Origin of the sequence: Bradyrhizobium sp. UFLA03-84 (genome assembly GCF_002289535.1) — a bacterium.
In the GTDB taxonomy this organism is placed as follows: Bacteria; Pseudomonadota; Alphaproteobacteria; order Rhizobiales; family Xanthobacteraceae; genus Bradyrhizobium; species Bradyrhizobium viridifuturi.
The window spans coordinates 543,437-566,403 of record NZ_NSJY01000017.1 but is presented as its reverse complement, the minus strand read 5'-3'; the positions used below and the strand labels follow the sequence as shown (position 1 = coordinate 566,403).

Below are 22,967 nucleotides of genomic sequence, written 5' to 3'. Positions count from 1 at the left end.
GCTCATCTGCCATAGACAATTTGGCAGGTCTTTCCAACTGTTACCCCGGTAACAAACCGCCCGAAAACAAACAGACACGGTTCCGCGAAGGCCGGCTCTGCGTGAGGTGCGATTCGAGCCTGCCCACACCGGCGCGCCGGTCTGCCGACCGCCAACCCTCGACAATCACGCGGTTGGCTGCTAGCCCGTCGCCCCATCGGATGGGTTTTGCCCTTATGAAAGAGGGACTTGAGGCGTTTCGACGTGATGGACCGAAAGCGGGCATGGCAGTGAAGAGAGGTCCGTCCCACCTGCTCGGCAACTCGGCATGGAATGCGACCGCGTTTGCGGTCGCGGTTCTGCTCAACCTCGCCATTCTCCCGTTCGTGATATTCCGGCTCGGCCTTGCCGCGTTCGGTGTTGCGGGTCTGGTGACCGCATGTGTCGCGCCGGCGCTGATGTTCAGCAATGCGCTTGGCCTCTCGACCGCACGCGAACTCGCGCAACGGCTGGAGCCGTCCGATCGCGACGCGGCACGGCGCTTCTTCGCAACCGCCCTCGCGCTCGCGATCGCCGTGGGCAGCCTGATCGCGGCATTGCTCATCCTTGCAGGGGCGCCGCTGGCGCGGTTGGGATTTCACCTCGGCGGCCCGGCTGCCGAAGACCTCGGGCTTGCCTTCGCCTTGGCCGGCGCCGGTTGGCTATGCCAGTGCGTGTTCGCGGTGTTCCTGTCGCTGTTCACGGCGCGTCAGGATTATCGGCGGATCGCGGCGATCAGCATCACAGGCACGGTCGTGACGACGATGTCGATGCTGTTCCTGATTCCCTATGCGCCGCGCGCCTCGACCTTCCTCGGCTGTCAGGCCCTGGGCTTCGCGACGAATCTCCTGATGGCCTTCGCCTGGTCGCGGCACGCCATCAGCGACTGGCTGGCGCAGCCGGCGCTTGATCGGGGTGCGCTCCGTGCACTGGTCAAGCTTGGCGGCTGGCAGGTCGCGGCGCAAAGCGGCGCGCTGTTCGCAGGCCAGGCGGACCGCTATCTGCTCGGCGCGCTGCTGCAGCCGCAATTCGTCGGCTTCTACAGCGTCGCGCAGCGGCTGGAAGAGGCGGTCTATATCGGCGTGCTGAAGATCGGCGAGATCCTGTTCCCATTCTTCAGCACGTTGCAGAAGGAGGATGACGACCGCAAGGTCGACCTGCTGCTTCGCTCGTCCTGGATTCTCAACGTGCTGGCCGCGAGCGCGCTGGGGGGCCTGATCCCAGTCGCCGGCGCTTTGCTGTATCGATGGACCGGCGCCGAAGTCGCCGCCGAGGCGCAGCTGGTGCTGGTGGTGCTCGCGATCAGCGGAATATTGGGCTCGAGCGCCAACGTGTTCGCGTACTATCTGCTGTCGCAGGGACGCTCCAGTTTCAACGCCTTGATCTCGCTCGTCACCGGCATCTTCACGCTGGCGACCAGCGCTGTCGCGTTGCCGTATTTCGGCTGGCAGGCGGCCGGCTGGAGCTCCTGCGTCGGAATGCTCGCCCAGATGGTGATCACGGTGCTGTTGCTGCGGCGAACCTTCAGGCTTTCGGGGATGTGGTCACGAATGCTGCACTTCGTCTTGATCCCGCTCGGCACCGGCATCGCGATTGCGTTGGCGCTGCGCTCGCAGCTTGGCCATGTATCATTCGACCACGCGCCGTCATGGTGGTATGTGGTGTCGCTCTACGGCGTGTCGGCGGCGGTGATCTTTGTCGCCGCGGTTGCCGTGTCGCAGCTGGGTCCCTATCGCGCCGTCTGCTGGCGGGATCTCCGCATCATCATCACCCGCTTCTTGCCCTTCAAGGCCGCCTAGACATGTGTGGTATCGCAGGCATCGTCAATCTTCGGGGCAATCCCGTGGAGCCGGCCGAGATCTCACGACTCACCAGCCTGATCGCGCATCGCGGACCGTTCGGCGAAGGCACCTGGTTCAACACGAAGCGAAACGTCGCCTTCGGCCACCGCCGGCTTGCGATCATCGATCCCGGCGAGGGCGGCTATCAGCCGATGGTGTCAGGCGATGGCCGCCATGTGATCGTCTACAATGGCGAGATCTACAACTTTCTCGAACTGCGCCGCGAACTCGAAGTGAAGGGCGCGGTGTTCCGCAGCCAGTCCGACACCGAGGTGATCCTTGCCGCCTGGCAGGCGTGGGGCGAGGACATGCTGCTGCGCTTCAACGGCATGTGGGCGCTGGCGATCTACGACGCGACGACGGACGAGCTGTTCCTTGCGCGCGATCGCTTCGGCATCAAGCCGCTGCTTTATGCGTTGTCACCCGAGCGGTTCGTGTTCGCATCCGAGCAGCGGGCGCTGGCGCGGAGCGGGCTGCTCGAGACGTCGCTCGACATCGACGTGGCGCGGCGACTGTTGCTTGATCCGTTCGGAATCGAAGGCAGCGAACGGACATTGTATTCGCAACTGCGCCGCCTGCAGGGCGGCCACTGCATGTGGCTGCGTCAGGGGCGGGTGCAGGTGCGGCGCTGGTGGCGGACCGTGGACCATCTGCCTGCGATCCCCGACACCGAAGCCGAGCGCGTCGCACGCTTTCGCGAGCTATTTCAGGATTCCGTGGCGCTACGGATGCGCAGCGACGTTCCGATCGGGACCTGCCTGTCCGGCGGCTTCGACTCGTCCGCGGTGATCTGCGCCATGGCGACGCATGAAAAGGCCGGCATGGGACCGCGCGACTCCACAGCCTGGCGGCACGCCTTTGTCGCGACCTTTCCCGGCGCGAGCAATGACGAGCGGCCGATGGCGGAGGAGGCGGCCGCGTGGGCCAAGGTCGCGCCGAGCTTTCTCGAGATCGGACGCTCGGATGCTCTCACCGATCTTGACCGCATCCTCGACGACAATGACGACGTCTATATTGGGCTGCCCAGCGCGCCGTGGCTAATCTATCGCGAACTCCGGCGTCAGAACGTCACCGTGTCGCTTGACGGTCACGGCGCGGACGAACTGATGGGTGCTTACTTCCAGGAAGGACAGTCGGCCGCGTTCCGGATCCGCAACGCAGCCGCTGCTTTGATGTCGCGATCGAAGCTGGCGCAGCGCGGCATCGACTTCTTGCGGGCGCAGATGATCAGGCGCCAGGGGCGCTATTTCCTGCGGGGAGGCCTGACAGCGATCCCTGCAGCGTTGCCGCTGGTCGCCGAGAATGACGAACTGCCGGATAACTGGGGCGCGCTGAACCGGCGTCTCTATCGCATGTTCCACTCGACCACGCTGCCGACCATTCTGCGCAATTTCGACCGGCTCTCGATGGCGCACGGGATCGAGGTCCGAATGCCGTTCATGGACTGGCGGCTGGTGACCTATACAATGGCGCTGCCGGAAACGAGCAAATCGGCCGATGGAATGACCAAGGTGATCGCGCGCCAGGCGATGGCAGATTTGATGCCCGAGAGTATCCGTACTGCGCGTCGCAAGGTCGGTTTCAACTCGCCGATGCCGGAATGGCTGAATGGACCGTTGGCGGGTTGGACCGCGGAGCTGCTCGATAAGAAAGTCCCGGCCTTCGCCGAGTTCGTCGACGAAGCACCGCTCCGAAAGGCGGTTGGCCACTTGACGGCAACGCAGCGCTGGGATTGGGAATCCGTTGGCCGGATCTGGCCATACCTGAACATGAAATGGCTGTTGGCAAGGTCCGCATAACCGATGCGTCTGTTCCAGAATAGTGGTCTCTATCCGTCCTATCTGCCGCGGCTAAACCAGCTTGCGGCAAAAGCGTCGACCTTCGCCGCACGTCGCGACGTGTTCCTGCACGATCGTTTCGGTGCGGCGCATTTTCTCGAGCCGGTGCTCGACGGCGCGCCCGAAGCCTTCTTCACCAATGCCGACGACGAACTGCTGCAGCGGCAGTGGGCGCGTGAGCAAGGCATAACCGCGACGCCGACGCTCGAGGCCATTCTGCTCGCGCAGATCGAGCATCACCGAACCGAGGTGTTCTACAATCTCGATCCGGTGCGCTTTCCAAGCGCGTTCGTCGCCAAGCTTCCCGGCTGCGTGAAGAAGACGTTGTGCTGGCGCGCGGCGCCCTCGGGAAACGCCGATCTCACCGCCTATGGCGCGGTGCTTGGCAACTTTCCCTCGATCCTCCAGGCCTGGCGCGACAAGGGATGTCGGGCCGAGCTGTTCTTCCCCGCCATCGATCCTGTCATGGAGCAATATGGTCACGGCGAGCGGCCGATCGACGTGGCGTTCGTTGGTGGCTATTCGAGGCATCACAGCGCGCGTGGCCGGACGCTCGAGCAGGTGGCGGCGCTTGCGGCCGATCGCAACATCGTGTTCTGCCTCGACGCGTCGCGGCTGACGCGGCTTGCCGAAAGCCCGCTCGGTCGGTTGCTGCCGCTCGGGAAGCATCGGCGGCCTGACGTCATCGCGCGCATCGCAAGGCTGCCGCTGTTCGGCCGTGACCTCTACGAGCTATTCGGGTCAGCGAAGATCGTGCTCAATGGCGCCATCGACATGGCCGGCAATGATCGCGGCAATATGCGCTGCTTCGAGGCGATGGGCTGCGGGTCGCTGCTGGTGTCGGATGCCGGCAACTATCCGGCGGCGATGCAGGACGGCGCCACGATGCGCACCTATGATGTTCCCGAGCGGGCCGTGGAGGCGATTTCGAGCAGCCTGCGGGATTGGCCGCAATGGGCCCGGATCGCCGCAACCGGCAGAGCGCGCGTGCAGGAGACCTACAGCAAGGCCGCGCAATGGGCGCAGTTTATCGATCTCGTCGCGCGGATTGAGCCGTGCTAGAGGGGGCACAGAGCCGGCCAGCGGGCGGGCGATCGGGCCGAGATGATGTCTGCAAGTGACTTGATCCATCAACTGAAATGGGCGGCCGACGGGCTTGCCGTGCCGCTCTTCAGGCTGCGGCCGCGGCCGTTCGGCCCGGGTTATCAGACGGTCAAGCGCGACACCATCACTGCGGCCATCGATGCGGGCCTGCTGCAGGCGGGAAAGGAGCTTCCGCCCGGCTACGGCATCGCGATGGACGAGCGCGTGGTCGAATATCCCTGGGTCTATGGCCGACTGAGCAATGTCGGCAAAATGCTGGACGCGGGATCGACCTTCAACCACGACTACCTGCTGGCGCGTCCGCCATTACACGGCGCGGATCTCACCATCATGACGCTGGCGCCGGAGCGGCGGTGCTATTGGCATGATGGCTACTCCTACGTCTTCGGCGACCTCCGCAAGACGATGTTCGGCGATCAGGTGTTCGACACCGTCGCCAGCATTTCGACGATCGAGCACATCGGGCTCGACAATCAGATGCTGTACACCGGCGATCCGCGTGACGCCGAGACCGATCGGGACGGCTTCGTCCCGGCCGTGAAGGAATTCAAGCGCATTCTCAAGCCCGGTGGGACCTGTCTGATCTCCGTGCCGTTCGGCAAGCGCGACAATCTCGGCTGGTACCAGGTGTTCGATCTTGCGATGGTCGAGCGGATCATCGACGCGTTCGGCGCGACGTCGCACCAGGTCGACTATTTCGGCTATTCGCGGCAGGGCTGGTCGCGCCAGAGCGCCGAGGCGCTCGCCGACGCGACCGTTTTCGACGTTCATACCGGCAAGGGGCAGGGCAATGACCTGGCGGCGTCGTCGCGCGCCGTCGCTTGCCTGCAGTTGACGGCATGAATCTCGATTACCTGATCCAGCGCCTGATCGGTCGCGCGACCTGCCGGTTGCAGGCCGACGCGGCGCTCGGGCGCTCGGCAAGGATCAGAAACATCCGCGGCGATTCCGACAAGATCGTCGTCGGCCGCAACAGCCGCATCCTGGGCGAGCTGCTGACCTTCGCACATGGTGGAGAGATCAGGATCGGTGAGTGGTGCTATGTCGGCGAGGGCACGCGGATCTGGTCGGCGGCCTCGATCGAGATCGGCAACCGCGTGCTGATCTCGCATTCGGCGAACGTGTTCGACAATCTCACCCACCCGCTGCGGGCAGCGGAGCGGCACCGGCAGGTCAAGGAGATTTTCACGCGCGGACATCCGAGCGATATATCGCTTGATGAAGGCCCGGTACGGATTTGCGACGATGCCTGGATCGGCGCCGGCGCCATGGTCCTGCGCGGTGTGACGATAGGTCAGGGCGCGATCGTTGCCGCCGGTGCGGTCGTGACCAGGGATGTCGCGCCGTTCTCGATCGTGGCGGGTAATCCGGCCGTGCTGGTGAGGGAGCTTGGCCCCGATGAACGGTGAACGCAAGTTTACCAGCTGGGAGGAAGCGGTGGTCTGGTTGCGCAATCAGCCGGACCAGCGCCAGCTCGTGCTCGATGCATTTTACGACGATCCCCTGGCTCGCGCTGCTGAACGCTATTTCCAGAGCTCCGAGTGGCAGGCGGTGGCCGCGCTGCTTGCCGGCCGGTCCGGCGCTGCGCTCGACGTTGGCGCTGGTCGCGGCATCGCGAGCTACGCGCTCGCCCGAACTGGCTTTTCCGTCACCGCGCTCGAGCCGGATCCCAGCGCGATCGTCGGAGCGGCCGCGATCCGGGATCTGGCAGCGCAGACGCAATTGCCGATCCAGGTGGTCGAGGAGTTCTCCGAGCGGTTGCCGTTCGCCGACGCGACGTTTGATCTCGTGTTCGCGCGCGCCGTGCTGCACCATACGCGCGATCTCGACGGCGCCTGCCGCGAGATGTTTCGCGTGCTGCGGCCGGGTGGCATGCTGATCGCAGCGCGCGAGCATGTCATCACCAAGGAGGCGGACCTTCCGCAATTCCTCGCGCAGCACCCGTTGCACCATCTCTACGGCGGCGAGCATGCCTTCCTGCTCGATCGCTACACCGGCGCACTGACCACCGCGGGATTCTCCGCGATCGACACGCTGGCACCGTTGCAAAGCCCGATCAATCTGTTTCCCTACACGCACGAGACGCTGAGGGCGGCGATCGTGACGAAGCTGTCGCAAAGGATTCCGGTTGCTCCGTTGTGGCGAACCGCTTTCGCCTCACGGCGTGTGTTTGGCTCGCTGCTGTCGATGGCCGAACGTTTCGACAATCGACCGGGCCGGCTCTATTCCTTTGTCTGTCACAAGGCCTGAGCGATGATCGTCTGGGTTACCGGAGCGAATGGGTTCATCGGCCGCCATCTCGCCCACGAGTTGGCGGGAGCAGGCCATGCGGTGCATGGCGTCGGACACGGGGCGCTTGATGCAACGGAAGCCCGGCGGCTTGGTTTGCAGAGCTGGATCAACGGTGAGATTGACGCGGCCAATCTGAATGCGCTTGCAGCGGCGCACGGGCTGCCGGCGCGTATCTTTCATCTGGCGGGCGGATCGTCAGTCGGCGTCTCGATCGAGCGGCCGTTCGAGGATTTTTCGCGAACTGTCGCCAGCACCGCGCGCATGCTCGAATGGTTGCGCGGGTCAGCGCCTGATGGTGACGTGATCGCGGCGTCAAGCGCGGCCGTTTATGGTGCCGACCATGCCGGCCCGATCGCGGAAGGTGCCGTCCCGGCTCCGATGTCGCCCTATGGGCAGCACAAGTTGATGATGGAACAATTGTGCCGGAGCTACGCGCAGTCCTTCGGCATCCGCTGCACCGTCGTGCGGCTGTTCTCGGTCTATGGCCCCAATCTGCGCAAGCAGCTGCTCTGGGACATCTGCTCGCGGCTGGCGGCCGACGAGCCGGTGCTCACGCTCGGCGGGACGGGCAACGAAATCCGCGATTGGACCGACGTTCGCGATGTTGCGAGGCTGCTTGCCAGTCTCGCGCAATCGCCGTCCCAGGAGACGTTCCGGATCATCAATGGCGGCTCGAGCCGAGGGACCAGCGTCGCCGGCATTGCAGCCGGTGTCATCAAGCAGTGGGGCGGCAACACGGTCGTACGGCATTCGGGAGTAGGCCGGCCCGGTGATCCCGTGAGCCTGCTGGCCGACGATGCAATGCTGCGCCAGATCGGCTTCGATTGGCGCATCCCGATCGACCAGGGTCTCGCCGACTACGTGGCGTGGTTCAAGGGACAGGCTTCGTGACGCCGCGCCCATGGCGGTTCGCGTTCAGTCACATTTCGCGGCGGCTTTGGGCCGGCGGCTACAATTATCAGCGCAATCTTTTCGCGGCGCTCGACCGGTTCTTGCCCGGCGAGTTCGTCCCGGTGGTCTTTGCCGGGACGCAAGCCGATGAGAGTGAGCTCGGCGAGCTTGCCGCGATACCCGGCGTCGAGGTCGTCCGGTCAGAAGCATTCGATGGACAGCCAGGCTTGGCCGCGGCGCTCGGGTTCGGTCTGGATCGCGGGGCTGCGGCGGCGTTTCGCGCCGCGCGCGTCGATGTCGTCGTCGAAGCGGCTCGCTTCTTCGGCTGGCGGCTGCCGATCCCGGCGGTGGCGTGGATCCCCGACCTGCAGCATCGTTCGCTACCTCAACTCTTCCCACGGACTGCACGCTGGAGGCGCGAGATCGGCTTTCGCGTTCAGATCGCGTCGGGGCGAACGATCATGCTGAGCAGCGAGAGCGCCTTGCGCGATTTCAGGGCTTACTATCCGCATGCCCGAAACCAGGTCAGCGTCGTTCGCTTCGCGACCCAGCCGCCCGCCGCATTCCTGAACACGGACCCATCAGAGGTGATCGCCGCCTACAATCTGCCGGCGCGCTACTTCTATTTGCCCAACCAGTTCTATCGCCACAAGAACCACCAGTTGGTCGTCGACGCCCTGACGATCCTGAAGCGTCGCGGGGTCGACGTGGTGGTCTGCGCCTCCGGTAGCACGGAAGATCGGCGCGAGCCGGGCTACTTTGATCTGGTCAACTCCGAGATCCAGAAACGCGGTCTCGATACGCATTTCCGGCACCTCGGCGTCATCCCGCTGCCGCACGTCTACGCGCTGCTGAGGGCGTGCACCGCGCTGCTCAACCCATCTCGCTTCGAGGGCTGGAGCACGACGGTCGAGGAAGCGAAATCGTTCGGCGTTCCGCTGATCCTGTCCGACATCGACGTGCATCGGGAGCAGACCGCGGGTGCCGCACGCTATTTCGGCGTCGATGATCCGGCCGCGCTGGCCGATCATCTGACGCAGCTCGCGAAGCTCAGCGGCGAGCCGGTGATCCGAAATGTCGTCCCGCATCAGGACGACGATGTCCGCGCCTTCGCAGCGAGTTTCGCAGCCACAATGCGACAGGCCGTTCGCCAGGGGTGAGTCGGCTGCAAAATAGAAGCGTCGCACGCCTGGCGGCGTGATTCGACAGCGCCATGTCCGATTGTTCCACAAGGTGACGCAATCGTGTGGTCGTGGCGATATGCCGCAATACACCAGTTCAACACGGTCGCGAACCTCGCTGGTATCTCCACAGAAACAATAGTGCGCGGCAATCGCATATGACCGCTCGTGTCGGTGCGTCCAATCTCGCATTTGTCGTCACTTCAGTTGCGAGAACGGCGAGTGGCCGGGCTCTCGAGATTGCTCATTCGTTTCGGAATATTTCACAAGGCGACCGCCACCCATCGCGGTATCATTTAGTACGCGATGTTTCGCTAGGGCTGAGTGGCATTCTCGCGAGCCGAAAGTTGCGATATCAGCCACGATGAAGGTGTGAGCAGGTCATTTGAAAACGACGCACGAGAGCATATGAAGCCGAAGGTACTTTGTGCGTTGTCCGTGGTGGCGGTTTGCGCAGTCGTCCTGATTTCCTTGACGTACAGCAAGTGGAACGCGCCGATTGAGCTCACCGCCACGATTCTCTCGACGGCTGAGCGGATGACACGCTTGGAAGAGAGCGAGCGTCAGGTCAGGGCGCGCTTGGAGTCGATGCCGGGTCGCGAGCGGAAAATGCCCGACCTGCGCGGCACCTTGGTTGACGTCACGCTGGATCGGCATGATGACGGACCCATGGGGCCGGTGTCGGCGGCGAGGATCGGGGCCCATGAGTTCCTGATCGCCAACTATCAGGACATCTTCCTCTTCGATCAGGATCGTCGCACTGCCGTGCCGGTTCAGACTGATGTCGAGTTGCCCGTTTGGAATCCGACAGCGGTTTTCTATTCCGCGTTTTACGATCGGGTGTTCATCGCCAATTATTCAGGAAAGGACATCGTCGTCGCTCAGCTCGTGCGCGACGGAGGGGGGCCCAAGCTCCATCTGACGGATCGGATCGTGAACGAGGCTGCCATCCAGGGCGCGGAGGGCGTTGCGGTCTCCAAAGGCGGACGTTTCATGGCGATCGCAGACTACGAAGGTAACGCGCTGTCCTTGTTCGAAAGGATTGATGACCAATGGGCGTTTCGGTGGAAGCGGGAGATCATCGGCTCTCACGGCGTGGCGATCGCCGGTGATTACGTATTCGCCTCCGGCCAGGGAGCCATTGTGAAATTCTCAATCGAAACCGGACAGGAGGCGGCCAGAACTTCAAAGCTCGGTTCCGAACCAATTCTTTTTGCGACGTGTCTCAACGTGGATGAAAGTAGCGGACAGTTGATCGGATCGGATGCGATGTCCGGAATCGTTTTTGGGATGACCAAAGATCTCAAGGTCACCAGCAAGTTCGGCGCCAACGGACCGACCTATTCGAACTTCTCATCACCGTTCTGCGCCTACCGCGATCGCCAGGGAATTTATGTCCTCTCGACCTATCAAGACAGGTTCGTAAGCATCGGTCGCGACAGCGCGACCTCGTATGAGTTCAGCGGCGCGCAATGGCGATACATCGACTTTCCGTTCGGGCTGCGAAACGCTTCGAACATGCTGCATGGAGCGGTGCAGTTTGATCGTCCAAGCTACAGAATGTTCGACAAGAATGTCCGCGCCGGCTATGGCGGACTGTATACCGATGACGGAAAACTGCTCCTGATGCCCGGACGGCAAGAGCTGTTTGACGGCGCATCGCCATTCTACGTCACGAGCATAGCCAGTAACTCGACCTGGCTCGTGATTGTGGCCAACTCCTCGCCAAGAGCGATGCTCTACAACCGAAAGACCGGCGAACTTGGAGCCGTGACAATTGGCGAGTGGGACTGCTGGGCGACTGCTGCCGACGTCCTGTGTCCATCAAGGCGATACTCAGTCGATGAGCTTTCGGCGCAGGCCAATCTGTTGGAGCCGGAGCAACAAGCCGCTGCTCCGGGAGGTTGGACCGAGAATGCGATCCCGATCATTCAATATTGGGCGGGATGGAAGTTGGCGCAGGGACCGCGCGCCGTTGCTTCGAGCAATGGAGCCTCCTCGCCTGATCCGGCCAACGTCCGCTGAGGGGCCGATCGCGTCAACCGGCAAGCGGGACTAGCTCGAAGTTGCTGTCGGGGCTTTCATAGGCGTTGAGCATCGCCTTGGCGATCAGCTTCGGATTGTGCCATCGCTCGACATAAAGGCGCGATGCCTCGCCGCGTGCGCACCATTCGGACCGTCGGTCAAGAATGCCGGCAATGCTTTCGACAAGGTTCCCCGGGTTCAGTCCGTAAACGGGCAACTCGCGTCTGATGGCATCCGGAACGAACATCATGTCTTCGTCCCTGACATAGCACGCGACCGGCTTTCCCATCGCCATCATCTCGACGGCGAAGCCTCCGTACCAGCCTGCCAGTACCTGGTCGATTGCGAGGTCTGCCGACCGATAGATTTCCAACGCCCGCTCATGGCTCGTATTTTCGACGAGGATGAGCTCGAAATCATACCGCGACCGCAGCTGTTCGAGGGCGTTCAGGATCATCGGCGTACCTTTGATCCGTCCCGCGGTCGGGGCATGAACGATCTTCAGTCGGCCCTGCGCGGAGGGCGGCGCGACGTCGAACTTTTCGATCTCGACGTTTGAATACGGCAGGAAGCGGCCGTTCGGTACGACGTGTCCGAGTTCCGGATTGAGGTAGAAGACCCGATCGAAGAGCGGCAGAACCTTTTCGATCAGGAAATGCCGCCGATGGTCGAGAGCGTCCGTGCATCGGTGATACAGCTCGCAGTGTTGCGGAGCGCACATCGTCCACTCATTGCGTCTGTTTCCCTCTTGCGCCAGCCGCACATCACAGCCTTGTAATGTCATGAACAGCTTCTTGTTGAGCAGGCGCGCGGCGTGCAGGTCTGTGGTGCCCAGTCTGTTGGCGATGTCCGTTATCAGCGATGCCCGGGAGAGCACCGATCCCGGTGCGGAGAGGGGGAAGCCCGGCGACAGAAAGGTCTGTCCGAAATAGTAGTGAAGAACATCGTAGCGCCACTGGTTCTTCAGGCCGAACGCCGCGCTGCGGATAGCCGTCTCGACAAAGCCGGCGTTCTTTGCGGACAGCGTCCGGTCCGCCGAATATTCGAGCCACGTGTCGCTGCGAACGACCACGTCGCTGGATGCGCCAAGCTGCCGTTCGGCGCGGGATAGCACCCAGGGCTGATTCCCGACATTGACTGGTCCGTGCAGGATTCTCATGTGCGCGTATTCAGGTCCGCTGACCCGGGCATAGGCCGCGCGGACTGCATGGCATGATCAGGTTTCGCGAGCTCGTCGACTTGCCTTGCAAGGCTTGCCTGCACGTCCGCGGGAAGATCGGCCGTCTCACAATAGAGCCGCCCGAGCCTGGCCGCGACTGCCTGCACGCTGTAATGCGTTTCCACGTAGCGGCGTCCGGCATTGCCGATGCCGTTCAGCTCGAGCTCGCCTCTCAAGCATCGCTTCAGGACATCGTAGATCTCGTCAGGACGCGTGTTGATGATCGGGCAGGTCGCCGGGTCGATCATCATCCGGTCGTTACGCAGAAAGCAGAGGACCGGTTTGGCCATGGCCATCGCCTCGAGGGCCGTATAGCCGTGAAAGCCGGCGACGAACTGATCCGCAACCACATGCGATGCGCCGAAAAGCTCGATGACTTTCTTGTTGGGAACCCCCTGCACGGAGATCAGCTCGATCTTCTCGCCCTCTTTCGCCAGCCGATCAACTGCTTCGATCAGAAGCCGGGTGCCCTTGAAGTGCCCGTGGTTCGGCGCATGTGCAACCTTCAGCGTGTCACCTGCTCGGTACGCCGGTGGCTTCGCGACCAGCTTGCTTGCGTCGATCGGCCAGTAGTGGATGTCCCGGCAGCCGGGCACATACGTCACCATGTCGCCCATCGCGATCTGCGCGGTCGCACGGCCCTTCAGGCGGTCGATCGACGAGGCATGCATCTCCGTCGTGCAGACGCAGAACTTGCCCGGCGCCGGGCATTCTTCGCACAGGTTGGGATGACCGAGTTCGAGCGTTAATTCCCTTGCACGGACGTCAGCACCATAGGCGTAGGTATACAGCCGCTTTCCCGAGCGGACGAGGAGGTCGAGTTCCTCGGGGTTGATGCCGTAGCGCCCGTCGCTCAGCATCAAGCCGCGGTCATAGAAGTAGTTGAAGAAATCGAAGCGTAGCAGGGCCCAGGCAAAGACGAGGCGACGAAACAGGCCGAGGCCTTTTCGACTGCGGGTCAGTCGAAGGAATCCCTCGAACAGGATCAAATTGATGTCGAATGACCGGGTCACATAGTAGGTATTGAACACCAGCGACGACGAGCGGAAGCCGAGCATGCGATCGCAGCGTGCGAGCAGCGGCAAGGTGAGGATCGGAGTGGAGGCCCACAAGGTGCGGACCTTTCCCTTTGCAAGACGCTTCTCGGTGGCGCGCCGCGCCGCGCGCACGAGCATGCGCGTAGCGAAACCTGCGCCGGCAGATTGGGTTGGCCGGGGAGATTCAACACCGCCGGCGGGAAGGGTGACTTCCTTCGGCGACGTTGGTCCGATGGGTTCGATCTTGTTCACTCGGGATCCGATGGATGCCAACTCAACGTCAACCAAAAGCTTTTAGCACATGTTCAGTTCGACGTGCCGCTCGACCGGCCGCGTACCCCTCGGAGGAGCTAGACATAATTGGTAGCCGGCCAGCGCTATCTCAGGTTTCAGCGGCGCATGGAAACAGCTTCGATCGATCCGGGAACGTTGACGTTCAATACATGAACAGGCTAAGACAGCGGCGGTTTGTTCCAAATGCGCACATATTCTGACGCGGCGGTTATACCGAGCTCCGCCATCGAATCAATCTGGATAGGCATTTCGTGTGCGGCATATTTGGCCTTGTAGATAAGACCGGGCCTGTCGATGCCCGCCGAGTGGATCAGATGACCGATCTCGTTGCCCACCGTGGACCGGATGGGCGCGGCGTGAGGGTGAGCGGGAAGGTCGGGCTCGGCCATCGGCGACTGGCCGTTATCGATCTGACCGACGACGGCGCGCAGCCGATGCGTGACAGGCGGCTTCCGATCTGGATCACCTACAACGGCGAGATCTACAACTATGTCGAGCTCCGCGCCGAGCTCGAAGCGCTCGGATACGTTTTCCATTCGGCCTCGGATACCGAGGTGCTGCTGACCGCCTATATTTGCTGGGGTACGGCGTGCCTCGCGCGCTTCAACGGCATGTGGTCGTTCGCGATTCACGATGAGCGCGACAATACGTTGTTCTGCGCCCGCGACCGGTTCGGCGTGAAGCCGTTCTACTATGTGAATACGGCAACCCAGTTCGCATTCGGCTCCGAGATCCGCCAGCTCCTTCCGTTGATCGAGCGCCCGGTCGCGGATGATGATCTGATCAACGATTTCCTCGTTTGCGGCATGACCGACCATACCAATCGAACCTTCTTCAAGGGCGTCGAGAAGCTGCCATCCGGGCATTGGATGCGTGTCGAGGTATCGACAGGCCGGGTTGAAATCGAGCGCTACTATTCGCTTGCTCCGGGTTCGGCGGTGACCGATGAGGCGAGCGCAGCCGGGTCGCTGCGCGAGTTGCTTGACGACGCGACGCGTCTGCGGCTGCGTTCGGATGTCCGTGTCGGAACCTGCCTCTCGGGAGGGTTGGATAGTTCGAGCGTGGCAACGCTGGCCGCGCGGCGTTATGCGCCAGGTTCCGGCGAGCGCTTCTTTGCCATCACGGCCGTCAGTGAGCAGGCCTCCAACAACGAGGAGGCCTACGCGGCAGAGGTTGCGGAGAAGGCGGACTTGAACTGGCTGCGCACCAAGCCGACCTATCAGGATTTCGCGTCTACGGCGGAGACCTTGCTCGATGTTCAGGAGGAGCCGTTCGCCGGCCCCTCGATCATGATGCAGTACGAAGTGATGAAGGCCGCGCGATCGAATGGCGTCATCGTGCTGCTCGACGGCCAGGGCGGCGACGAAACGTTGTTGGGATACCATCGCTATTATGCTGCCTGGCTGCTCGACCATCTTCGCCGCGGCGGCGTCGGTGGATTTCTGTCGGCCTTCAGCGCTGCAACGCGGGCAGGTATTTCGCGCGGACGGCTGCTGTTCTATCTGTTCGGCGCAAGTTCGGCAGGACTGCGTGCAGCCTATTACCGCTTGCGCTACGCCTTTCTGAAGAAGCCCGACCTGCCCGAACCGCTTCGCCGCTTTGCTTCGAAGGCGCGGGATGCGCAGGGCATGCAAGTGCTGGAGATCAACGAAACCAATCTACCGATGCTGTTGCGTTTCGAAGACAAGAATTCGATGAGGTTCGGCATCGAAACGCGGCTTCCATTCCTTGACTATCGCTTCGTCGAGTTTGCCCTGGCTCTTCCGACACGCATCAAGCTGAACAAGGGGTGGGCAAAATGGCCGCTCCGTGCCGCGATGAATGACCTCTTGCCCGCCAGTATCAGTTGGCGCAGGGACAAGATCGGTTTTGCTGCCCCGGACCGGATATGGCTCACGCGGCACTCGGCCACGATGTACGACAAGGTGATCGCGAGCGAGCTGCTGGCCCGCTATGTCGACATGCCGAAGCTCAAGCGGAAATTTCACCGGCTCGACCTTGGAATGCGCTGGAGGCTTTATTGCGTGGCGCTCTGGGGGGAGCGCTTTCGGGTCGAAGCGCCATGACGCCTGATGATTCCTGGATGTCATCGTCGCCGTCGGCAGCTGCCGATCTGTCAGCGGATTTTTTCCGGGCGGGCTCATGAACATCTGGCTATTGCATCCGTTCGCCGGGGGGCCGGGTCTCGGCCGTCACTATCGTCCGTTCTGGCTCGCTGACGCCTGGACAAAGATGGGGCATCGGGTGGTGGTCGTCAGCGCGGCCTTCCACCATCTGCACAGGCAGCCGCGCGCGCCCGGTCCCCAGCGGATCAATGACGTCGACTTCTGGTTCCTCGACGCGCCGCGCTATCGCAGTGGCAGTCTGGGGCGGCTTCGCAACAATCTGAGCTTTGGGCCGGCCGTCCGCTCGGCAGCTTCGGCGATTGCCGCGCAGTTCGGCAAGCCGGATCTGATCATTGCGTCGAGCCCGCATTTGTTCTTCATTTCGGCTGCGCATCAGGTCGCGCGGCGCTTCGATGCGAGGTTCTGGGTGGAGATCCGCGACCTCTGGCCGGAGAGCATCATCGCGCTCGGGATGACTCCGGCATGGCATCCGCTGATGAAGGTGCTCGGCTGGAAAGAGCGCGCCGCCTATCGCGAGGCCGATCGCGTGATCTGCCTGCTGGCCGGAGCTGAAGCCCATATGCGCGCGCGGGGCTTGGCGGCCGGCAAGTTCCTGTGGATCCCGAACGGAGTATCCGACGGCGAAATACAGAGCGCGCTGACGATCGAGGGTCTCGATCATCCCCTGGTCGACCGCATCAAGGCGCTGAAGCAGCAGGGCAGGCGCGTCGTCCTGTACGCCGGAGGCATGGGCCCGCCGAATGCGGTGGAGGCCATTCTCGATGCGGCTTCGATCCTCGGCAAAGCGAATGCCGGGATCCATTTCGTGATGATCGGCTCCGGCACCTCGCGGGACGCGCTGAAGCAGCGGGCGGCCGCGCTTGCCAATGTGGAGTTTCACGACGAAGTCGATCGGTCGGTCGTGCACGGCATGCTGCACGCTTCCGATTGCGCCGTCGTCGCCTTTCACAAGAACGCGCTCTATCACCACGGCATCAGTCCGAACAAGCTGTTCGACTACTGCCTGTTCGCGCCGCGCAGCGTCATTGCCTGCGAGGAGCGGGCGCTTGCCGGACTCGAGGATCTGGTGACCGCGCGATGTGCGCCTGACGACGCCGATGCGCTCGCAGCGTCCCTGCGTGCCGCGCTGGACGGTCCTCCGCGTCCGCTCGGCGATCGCGTCGCCGTCGCGCGCCGGTACAGCTATTCAGCGTTGGCGGCGCAATATCTGGCCTAGCCCCCGATCGGGCTTCAAGTGTGGCCGTCGTGACACATGGTTTGGATAAAATTCCTTTACAATCAACTAGTTGACGTGTTCATCGCGTGAACGAATTCGCTTGACGTTCATCGGGTGAACGCGCTATCAGCCTGCTCCAGTGGGGATAGGCGTGATGGCAGGCATTCTACCGACGGATGAGAATGACAGCGACCGGCTGGTGCTCGGCCTGCTCACCTCGCTCGAGGCGGATGGTGCGCAATCGCAGCGGCGGATCGCAGCCGAATTGGGCGTCGCGCTCGGCCTCGTCAACGCCTACCTGAAGCGGGCGATCAAGAAGGGTTTCGTCAAGGTCGGGCAGGCGCCCGCGCGGCGATATGCCTACTATCTAACGCCGCAAGGCTTCTCCGAGAAATCGCGGCTGACCGTTCAGTTCCTGTCCGACTCCTTTTCGCTCTTCCGCAAGGCGAAGGAGGAGTATGGCAGGCTGTTTGAACGTGCGCAGGCGCGCGGCTTCAGGCGGGTCGTGCTGGCCGGACAATCTGACCTTTGCGAAATCGCGATCCTGTGCGCGGTCGACGGGCCGATCTCGGTCCTTGCGATCGTCGATCCCGACGCGACCGCCACCCGGTTCATTGGCGTCAAGGTGGTTTCCTCCTACGCGTTGGTCGAGGAACCGTTTGATGCTGTCGTCGTGACCCATCTCACGGCGGCACGAAGCGTGTTCGACCAGGCGGTCAGCAATTTCGGCGCGGAGAAGGTGCTCGCGCCGGACCTGCTCGGCTTGCGTCCAAAGCAGCCGCAGGGAGCGTGATGGCCATGGAGCACGCGTCCCGCTGGTACGTCGTCCAGACCCAAGTCAACGCCGAGGCAAAGGCGGTCGCCAACCTCGGGCGGCAAGGGTTTTCCACGTATTTTCCCCGTTACCTGAAGCGCCGCAGTCATGCCAGAAAGGTGGAGACTGTGCCGCGTGCGTTGTTTCCGCGCTATGTCTTTGTCGCGATCGATGTTGCGTCCCAGCGCTGGCGCGCGATTCAATCGACGCTCGGCGTATCGCATCTTGTGTGCGTGGGAGATCGGCCGGCCGCGGTGGAAACCGGCGTCATCGATGCCTTGAAGGCGCGTGAGGACAAGGCTGGCTTCATCACGCTTGCGCGCAGGCCGGCTTTCTCGCCGGGTGACAAGGTGCGAATTATCGAGGGCGCGTTCGTTGACAGCCTTGCGCTCGTCGAAGACGTCAGCGATCACCAACGTGTTGCTGTTCTGTTGAATTTGCTTGGCCGCCAGGTTCGCGTTCTGGTCGGGGCGGATCTGATCGCCGCGGCATAAGTACGTCTGCTGCCGGCAGGCGTGATCGAGATGTTAGGCTCGGGTGTGATGTTCGATTCACCCCGAGTGCGGTAGCTTGCCTGAAGCAAGCGGAAGGTTCGAAAGAGGGGCCCATGACGACTTACGCATTGATCGGCGCTGCCGGCTACATCGCTCCGCGGCATATGCGTGCGATGGCCGAGACCGGCGGCAAACTGGCGGTATCGTATGATCCGAACGATTCCGTGGGCATCATGGACAGCCACTTTCCCGATGCCGAATTCTTCACGCAGTTCGAGCTGTTCGATCGTTACGTCGACCAGCTGCGCAGAGGCGGCACGAAGATCGACTATATGTCGATCTGCTCGCCGAATTATCTGCATGACGCGCATTGCCGGTTTGCGCTGCGTTCGGGCGTCGATGCCATCTGCGAAAAGCCGCTGGTCCTCAATCCCGGCGATATCGACGAACTGGCGGCCATCGAGCAGGATACCGGCCGCCGCATCTCGACCATTCTGCAATTGCGTCTGCATCCGGCGATCATCGCGCTGCGTGATCGCTTCGCGAATTCCAAGAAACGCCACAAGGTCGAACTGACCTACATCACGTCGCGCGGGCGCTGGTATCACACCTCCTGGAAGGGCGCGGACGCGAAGTCCGGTGGCGTGGCGACCAATATCGGGGTGCACTTCTTCGACATGCTGAGCTTCGTGTTCGGCCCCGCCAGCCGCAACGAGGCGCACCTGCGCGAGGCGGAGCGGGCGGCCGGCTCGCTGGAATGCGAGCGGGCGGATGTGAGCTGGTTCCTGTCGCTGGACCGCAACGATCTGCCCGACAGCGTGAAGGGCAAGAAGACGACCTACCGCTCGATCACGGTCGACGGCGAGGAGGTCGAGTTTTCCGAAGGGTTCACCGACCTCCATACGCGGAGCTATGAAGAGATCGTCGCCGGCCGCGGCTTCAGGCTGGACGAGGTTCGCCCGTCGATCGATATCGTCTCCACGTTCCGCAATGCGCCGATCGTCAGAAGCAACGGCGTTCATGCCTTTGCCCAGAAGGCGATGCACAGATGAGCGAGATGCGCGAGGATCCGCGCTTCCCTGGTGTCCTGATCCATCAATCGAGCTACGTCGACGACGGGGCAGTGGTTGGACGCGGCACCAAGATCTGGCACTTCTGCCACATCCTGCCGCGCACGGTGATCGGTGAGAACTGCTCGATCGGCCAGAACGTGATGGTCGGTCCGAACGTCAGGATCGGAAACGGCTGCAAGATCCAGAACAACGTCTCGATCTATGACGGCGTCGAACTCGCCGATGACGTGTTCTGCGGTCCGAGTTGCGTTTTCACCAACGTCAACAATCCGCGCGCCGGGGTGTCGCGGAAGGACGAGTTTCGCAAGACGCCGATCGGACGCGGCGCCAGTATCGGCGCCAATGCGACCATCGTCTGCGGGCATTCGCTGGGCGAGTACTGCTTCATCGGAGCCGGTACGGTCGTGACCAAGGATGTTGCTGCATTTTCGTTGATGGCGGGCAATCCGGCGCGACGAATTGGTTGGATGAGCAGGGCGGGCGAGCGGCTGGGCAGCGACCTGGTGTGCCCGCGTACTCATCGTCGTTATGAGCTTCGCAATGAAGCGCTGGTGGAAATCGAGGATTGAAGAAAATGGACATTCGCGGAAAGAAAGTTGTCGTGATCGGCGGCGCCGGGCTGATCGGGTCTCATGCGGTCGATCAGCTGACGCAGACCGATGTCGGTGAGATCGTGATTTACGACAACTTCGTGCGCGGCACGCATGAGAACCTTGCCGGCGCGCTGCGCGACCCTCGTGTGAAGATTTTCGAGGCCGGCGGCGATATCACGCAGGTCGACATCCTCGATGCTGCCCTGAAGGGGGCCGACGGCGTGTTCCAGTTCGCTGCGCTGTGGCTGCTGCAGTGTCACGAATATCCGCGCACGGCGTTCGACGTCAACGTCAACGGCATGTTCAACGTCCTGGACGGCTGCGTGCGCAACGGCGTCAAGCGGCTGGTATGGTCGTCCTCGGCGTCGGTGTACGGCGATGCGGTCGAGGAGCCGATGACGGAGGATCATCCGTTCAACAACAAGAACTTCTACGGGGCCACCAAGATCTGCGGCGAGGCGATGGCGCGCGCCTACCACTTCCGCTACGGCCTCGACTATGTCGGGCTTCGCTACATGAACGTGTACGGTCCTCGTCAGGATTATCGCGGCGCTTACATCGCGGTGATCATGAAGATGCTCGATGCCATCGACAAGGGAGAAGGTCCGACGATTCTCGGCGACGGATCGGAAGCCTTCGATTTCGTCGCGGTGGAAGATTGCGCGCGAGCCAATCTCTGCGCCATGGGCGCGACCGCGACGGACCGCTTCTACAATGTCGGCACCGGGCAGCGGACCTCGCTGAAGCAGATCGCCGAGAAGCTCCTGAATCTCACCGGCTCAAACCAGCCGATCAACTATGCGCCGCGGAGCCAGGCCACGCTTGTGCGCAATCGCATCGGATCGCCGAAGCGGGCACAGGAAGAAATCGGCTTCACCGCCGCGATCGACCTCGATGACGGGCTGCGGCGGCTGATCGAGTGGCGCAAGAGCCATATCGATCAGGTCGATCAGCGGCGCGCCAAGGCTCAAATCTGAAAGGCTCAAATCTGAGCGCGCGCAAGATCATTGAATAAATCGGCCAGGTTCACATGTGCGGCATAGCCGGAATTCTGCACCGCGACGGGCGTCCCGCTTCGATCACCGCGTTGACGGCAATGACCGATATCATTGCCCATCGCGGCCCCGACGGCGAAGGCCATTACTGCAACGGTCCCGTTGGACTGGGTCATCGCCGGCTGTCGATCATTGATCTGACTGACGCCGCGCGGCAGCCGATGGAGACGCGCGACGGGCGCTTTGTCCTGACCTACAATGGCGAGATCTACAATTTCAAGGAATTGAAGATCGAGCTTTCGGCCAGGGGGCACGTCTTCAATTCGTCCGGTGACAGCGAGGTGCTGCTGCACGCCTTCGCGGAGTGGGGCATCGGTGCGCTGCTCAAGTTCAACGGCATGTTCGCCTTTGCGATCTGGGACAATCAGGAGCGCAAGCTCACATTGGCCCGGGATCGCTTTGGCGTGAAGCCACTGTACTATGCGGAGCTCGGTCAGACATTCGTCTTCGCGTCCGAGCACAAGGCTTTCCGGGCATTTCCCGAATACAAGCCGCGCGTCGACATCAGGGGCCTCTCGGAGTATCTCAGCTTTCAGAACTTCTTCGCCGAGCGGACGCTGTTCGCCGGTGTGAAGCTGTTGCCGGCCGGCTGCTATCTGCAGATTTCGCAGGGAGGCAAGGCTACCGAGCCGGTGCAGTACTGGGATTTTCATTTCGAGGAACCCGAGTACGCCGTCAATGAGAACGAGGCGCTCGACGAACTCGATCGCCTGTTCAGACAGGCGGTCAACCGGCAACTCGTGAGCGACGTCGAGGTCGGCTGTTATCTCTCCGGCGGCATGGATTCCGGCTCCATTACCGCGCTCGCATCCAGCCAACTGCCGTTCATGAGGACTTTCACGGTCGGCTTCGATCTCAACTCGGCCTCGGGCGTCGAGCTCGGATATGACGAGCGGATCAAGGCCGAGTACATGTCCTACCTGTTCAAGACCGAACACTACGAAATGGTCTTGAAGGCCGGCGACATGGAGCGCGCGCTGCCCAAGCTCGCATGGCATCTGGAAGAGCCGCGCGTCGGGCAGTCCTACCCCAACTTCTACGCCGCGAAGCTCGCATCCAAATTCGGCAAGGTGGTGCTGACCGGGACCGGGGGAGACGAACTCTTCGCCGGATACCCTTGGCGCTACTACCGCGCTGTCGTGAACGATGATTTCGATCACTACATCGAAAAATATTTCGGTTTCTGGCAGCGCATGGTTCCGAGTGGAACGATGCCGAGCCTGCTCGGACCGGTATGGGATGAGGCCAGGCAGACCTCGCCGATCGACATCTTCAGGGGGGTGTTCAAGGAGCACGCTTCGGAGCTGCGGCGGCCCGAGGACTACGTCAACCATTCGCTCTACTTCGAGGCCAAGACGTTCCTGAACGGTCTCCTTGTCGTCGAGGACAAGCTGGCAATGGCGCACGGGCTCGAGAGCAGGGTGCCGTTCCTCGACAATGATCTGGTCGATTTCGCGATGAAGCTCCCCGCCAAGATGAAGCTTGGCAATCTGACCGAGGTCATCAGCCTCAACGAAAACGAGCCCGGTGGAAAGGCGCAGCGCTATTACGAGCGCACCAAGGACGGCAAGCTGATTCTGCGGAAGATGATGAGCCGGCACATTCCCGACGAAGTGGCGGAGCGCGAGAAGCAGGGCTTCTCTGCGCCGGATGCCAGCTGGTTCAAGGGCGAGAGCATCGAGTACGTCAAACGCAGGCTCTTCAGCAACACGGCTCGGATCTACGACCTGGTGGATCGGAAGACCGTTCGTTCACTGGTCGATGAACATCTGGAAGGCCGGCAAAACCGGCGGCTGCTGATCTGGTCCTTGCTCAATCTCGAGCAGATCATGGAAAGCAGCTTTTAGGCACGCACG

The 22,967-nt window shown here is 62.3% G+C and carries 19 protein-coding genes; 17 read left to right on the top strand and 2 right to left on the bottom strand.

Annotated features, from left to right (window positions below):
* Positions 1-263: 263 nt before the first annotated feature.
* The 9 genes from CK489_RS35340 to CK489_RS35300 all read left to right on the top strand — a co-directional run bounded on the left by CK489_RS35340 (position 264) and on the right by CK489_RS35300 (position 11,190).
* The gene (locus tag CK489_RS35340; protein WP_095735522.1) at positions 264-1,817 is read left to right on the top strand and encodes a lipopolysaccharide biosynthesis protein; all 1,554 of its coding nucleotides are present in this window, start codon (positions 264-266) and stop codon (positions 1,815-1,817) included.
* A 2-nt stretch (positions 1,818-1,819) separates the two neighbouring features.
* Positions 1,820-3,658 carry an asparagine synthase (glutamine-hydrolyzing) gene (gene asnB, locus CK489_RS35335; protein ID WP_095735521.1) on the top strand — a complete coding sequence of 613 codons (1,839 nt, stop codon included), beginning with the start codon at positions 1,820-1,822 and terminating at the stop codon, positions 3,656-3,658.
* 3 nt (positions 3,659-3,661) lie between these two features.
* Positions 3,662-4,759, top strand: coding sequence for a glycosyltransferase family protein (locus CK489_RS35330; protein WP_095735520.1), 1,098 nt, complete (start codon positions 3,662-3,664; stop codon positions 4,757-4,759).
* Between the two features lie 42 nt (positions 4,760-4,801).
* Positions 4,802-5,644 carry a methyltransferase domain-containing protein gene (locus CK489_RS35325; protein WP_095735519.1) on the top strand — a complete coding sequence of 281 codons (843 nt, stop codon included), beginning with the start codon at positions 4,802-4,804 and terminating at the stop codon, positions 5,642-5,644.
* Positions 5,641-6,210: an acyltransferase gene (locus tag CK489_RS42715; protein ID WP_095735518.1), complete on the top strand. Its 570-nt coding sequence runs from the start codon at positions 5,641-5,643 to the stop codon at positions 6,208-6,210. The genes CK489_RS35325 and CK489_RS42715 overlap by 4 nt, the downstream gene beginning before the upstream one ends.
* Positions 6,200-7,051 (top strand): class I SAM-dependent methyltransferase, encoded by an 852-nt coding sequence (locus tag CK489_RS35315; RefSeq protein WP_050630268.1) that lies wholly within the window; start codon positions 6,200-6,202, stop codon positions 7,049-7,051. Before CK489_RS42715 ends, CK489_RS35315 begins: the two co-directional genes overlap by 11 nt.
* Positions 7,052-7,054: 3 nt before the next feature.
* Positions 7,055-7,984, top strand: a complete 930-nt coding sequence (locus CK489_RS35310) for an NAD-dependent epimerase/dehydratase family protein (RefSeq protein ID WP_095735517.1) — start codon at positions 7,055-7,057, stop codon at positions 7,982-7,984.
* A complete protein-coding gene (locus tag CK489_RS35305; RefSeq protein WP_050630240.1) occupies positions 7,981-9,144 on the top strand; it encodes a glycosyltransferase family 4 protein in 1,164 nt (387 codons plus the stop codon). The genes CK489_RS35310 and CK489_RS35305 overlap by 4 nt, the downstream gene beginning before the upstream one ends.
* 429 nt (positions 9,145-9,573) lie before the next feature.
* Positions 9,574-11,190 (top strand): NHL repeat-containing protein, encoded by a 1,617-nt coding sequence (locus tag CK489_RS35300; protein WP_095735516.1) that lies wholly within the window; start codon positions 9,574-9,576, stop codon positions 11,188-11,190.
* 13 nt (positions 11,191-11,203) lie between these two features.
* Here the strand turns inward: CK489_RS35300 and CK489_RS35295 are convergent, their stop codons facing one another.
* Together CK489_RS35295 and CK489_RS35290 are read right to left on the bottom strand one after the other, a co-directional pair.
* Positions 11,204-12,349 carry a glycosyltransferase family protein gene (locus CK489_RS35295; protein WP_143278297.1) on the bottom strand — a complete coding sequence of 382 codons (1,146 nt, stop codon included), beginning with the start codon at positions 12,347-12,349 and terminating at the stop codon, positions 11,204-11,206.
* Positions 12,346-13,698, bottom strand: a complete 1,353-nt coding sequence (locus CK489_RS35290) for a glycosyltransferase family protein (RefSeq protein WP_143278296.1) — start codon at positions 13,696-13,698, stop codon at positions 12,346-12,348. The genes CK489_RS35295 and CK489_RS35290 overlap by 4 nt, the downstream gene beginning before the upstream one ends.
* A gap of 293 nt (positions 13,699-13,991) precedes the next feature.
* On the opposite strand from CK489_RS35290, the gene asnB (CK489_RS35285) reads away from it, so the two are divergent.
* The 8 genes from asnB (CK489_RS35285) to asnB (CK489_RS35250) all read left to right on the top strand — a co-directional run bounded on the left by asnB (CK489_RS35285) (position 13,992) and on the right by asnB (CK489_RS35250) (position 22,958).
* The gene (gene asnB / locus CK489_RS35285; RefSeq protein ID WP_158226543.1) at positions 13,992-15,806 is read left to right on the top strand and encodes an asparagine synthase (glutamine-hydrolyzing); all 1,815 of its coding nucleotides are present in this window, start codon (positions 13,992-13,994) and stop codon (positions 15,804-15,806) included.
* A gap of 76 nt (positions 15,807-15,882) precedes the next feature.
* The gene (locus CK489_RS35280) at positions 15,883-17,082 is read left to right on the top strand and encodes a glycosyltransferase family 4 protein (RefSeq protein ID WP_095735512.1); all 1,200 of its coding nucleotides are present in this window, start codon (positions 15,883-15,885) and stop codon (positions 17,080-17,082) included.
* A gap of 154 nt (positions 17,083-17,236) precedes the next feature.
* Positions 17,237-17,875 carry a winged helix-turn-helix transcriptional regulator gene (locus tag CK489_RS35275; RefSeq protein WP_050630234.1) on the top strand — a complete coding sequence of 213 codons (639 nt, stop codon included), beginning with the start codon at positions 17,237-17,239 and terminating at the stop codon, positions 17,873-17,875.
* The gene (gene nusG / locus CK489_RS35270; RefSeq protein ID WP_050630233.1) at positions 17,875-18,390 is read left to right on the top strand and encodes a transcription termination/antitermination protein NusG; all 516 of its coding nucleotides are present in this window, start codon (positions 17,875-17,877) and stop codon (positions 18,388-18,390) included. Before CK489_RS35275 ends, nusG begins: the two co-directional genes overlap by 1 nt.
* Positions 18,391-18,503: 113 nt before the next feature.
* Positions 18,504-19,442: a Gfo/Idh/MocA family oxidoreductase gene (locus CK489_RS35265; protein ID WP_050630232.1), complete on the top strand. Its 939-nt coding sequence runs from the start codon at positions 18,504-18,506 to the stop codon at positions 19,440-19,442.
* The gene (locus CK489_RS35260; RefSeq protein WP_095735511.1) at positions 19,439-20,032 is read left to right on the top strand and encodes an acyltransferase; all 594 of its coding nucleotides are present in this window, start codon (positions 19,439-19,441) and stop codon (positions 20,030-20,032) included. The genes CK489_RS35265 and CK489_RS35260 overlap by 4 nt, the downstream gene beginning before the upstream one ends.
* Before the next feature lie 5 nt (positions 20,033-20,037).
* Positions 20,038-21,033, top strand: a complete 996-nt coding sequence (locus CK489_RS35255) for an NAD-dependent epimerase/dehydratase family protein (RefSeq protein ID WP_095735510.1) — start codon at positions 20,038-20,040, stop codon at positions 21,031-21,033.
* Positions 21,034-21,086: 53 nt separating this feature from the next.
* A complete protein-coding gene (asnB, locus tag CK489_RS35250; RefSeq protein ID WP_095735509.1) occupies positions 21,087-22,958 on the top strand; it encodes an asparagine synthase (glutamine-hydrolyzing) in 1,872 nt (623 codons plus the stop codon).
* Positions 22,959-22,967 lie beyond the last annotated feature (9 nt).

Excerpts from the sequence above, each read along its gene's own strand:
- nusG (WP_050630233.1), top strand. The coding sequence starts at position 17,875 with ATGGCCATGGAGCACGCGTCCCGCTGGTACGTCGTCCAGACCCAAGTC.
- CK489_RS35340 (WP_095735522.1), top strand. The coding sequence starts at position 264 with ATGGCAGTGAAGAGAGGTCCGTCCCACCTGCTCGGCAACTCGGCATGG.
- CK489_RS35275 (WP_050630234.1), top strand. The coding sequence starts at position 17,237 with ATGGCAGGCATTCTACCGACGGATGAGAATGACAGCGACCGGCTGGTG.
- asnB (WP_095735521.1), top strand. The coding sequence starts at position 1,820 with ATGTGTGGTATCGCAGGCATCGTCAATCTTCGGGGCAATCCCGTGGAG.
- CK489_RS35310 (WP_095735517.1), top strand. The coding sequence starts at position 7,055 with ATGATCGTCTGGGTTACCGGAGCGAATGGGTTCATCGGCCGCCATCTC.
- CK489_RS35260 (WP_095735511.1), top strand. The coding sequence starts at position 19,439 with ATGAGCGAGATGCGCGAGGATCCGCGCTTCCCTGGTGTCCTGATCCAT.
- CK489_RS35265 (WP_050630232.1), top strand. The coding sequence starts at position 18,504 with ATGACGACTTACGCATTGATCGGCGCTGCCGGCTACATCGCTCCGCGG.
- CK489_RS35295 (WP_143278297.1), bottom strand. The coding sequence starts at position 12,349 with ATGAGAATCCTGCACGGACCAGTCAATGTCGGGAATCAGCCCTGGGTG.
- CK489_RS35315 (WP_050630268.1), top strand. The coding sequence starts at position 6,200 with ATGAACGGTGAACGCAAGTTTACCAGCTGGGAGGAAGCGGTGGTCTGG.
- CK489_RS35330 (WP_095735520.1), top strand. The coding sequence starts at position 3,662 with ATGCGTCTGTTCCAGAATAGTGGTCTCTATCCGTCCTATCTGCCGCGG.
- CK489_RS35300 (WP_095735516.1), top strand. The coding sequence starts at position 9,574 with ATGAAGCCGAAGGTACTTTGTGCGTTGTCCGTGGTGGCGGTTTGCGCA.
- CK489_RS35280 (WP_095735512.1), top strand. The coding sequence starts at position 15,883 with ATGAACATCTGGCTATTGCATCCGTTCGCCGGGGGGCCGGGTCTCGGC.
- CK489_RS35325 (WP_095735519.1), top strand. The coding sequence starts at position 4,802 with ATGATGTCTGCAAGTGACTTGATCCATCAACTGAAATGGGCGGCCGAC.
- asnB (WP_095735509.1), top strand. The coding sequence starts at position 21,087 with ATGTGCGGCATAGCCGGAATTCTGCACCGCGACGGGCGTCCCGCTTCG.
- CK489_RS35255 (WP_095735510.1), top strand. The coding sequence starts at position 20,038 with ATGGACATTCGCGGAAAGAAAGTTGTCGTGATCGGCGGCGCCGGGCTG.
- CK489_RS42715 (WP_095735518.1), top strand. The coding sequence starts at position 5,641 with ATGAATCTCGATTACCTGATCCAGCGCCTGATCGGTCGCGCGACCTGC.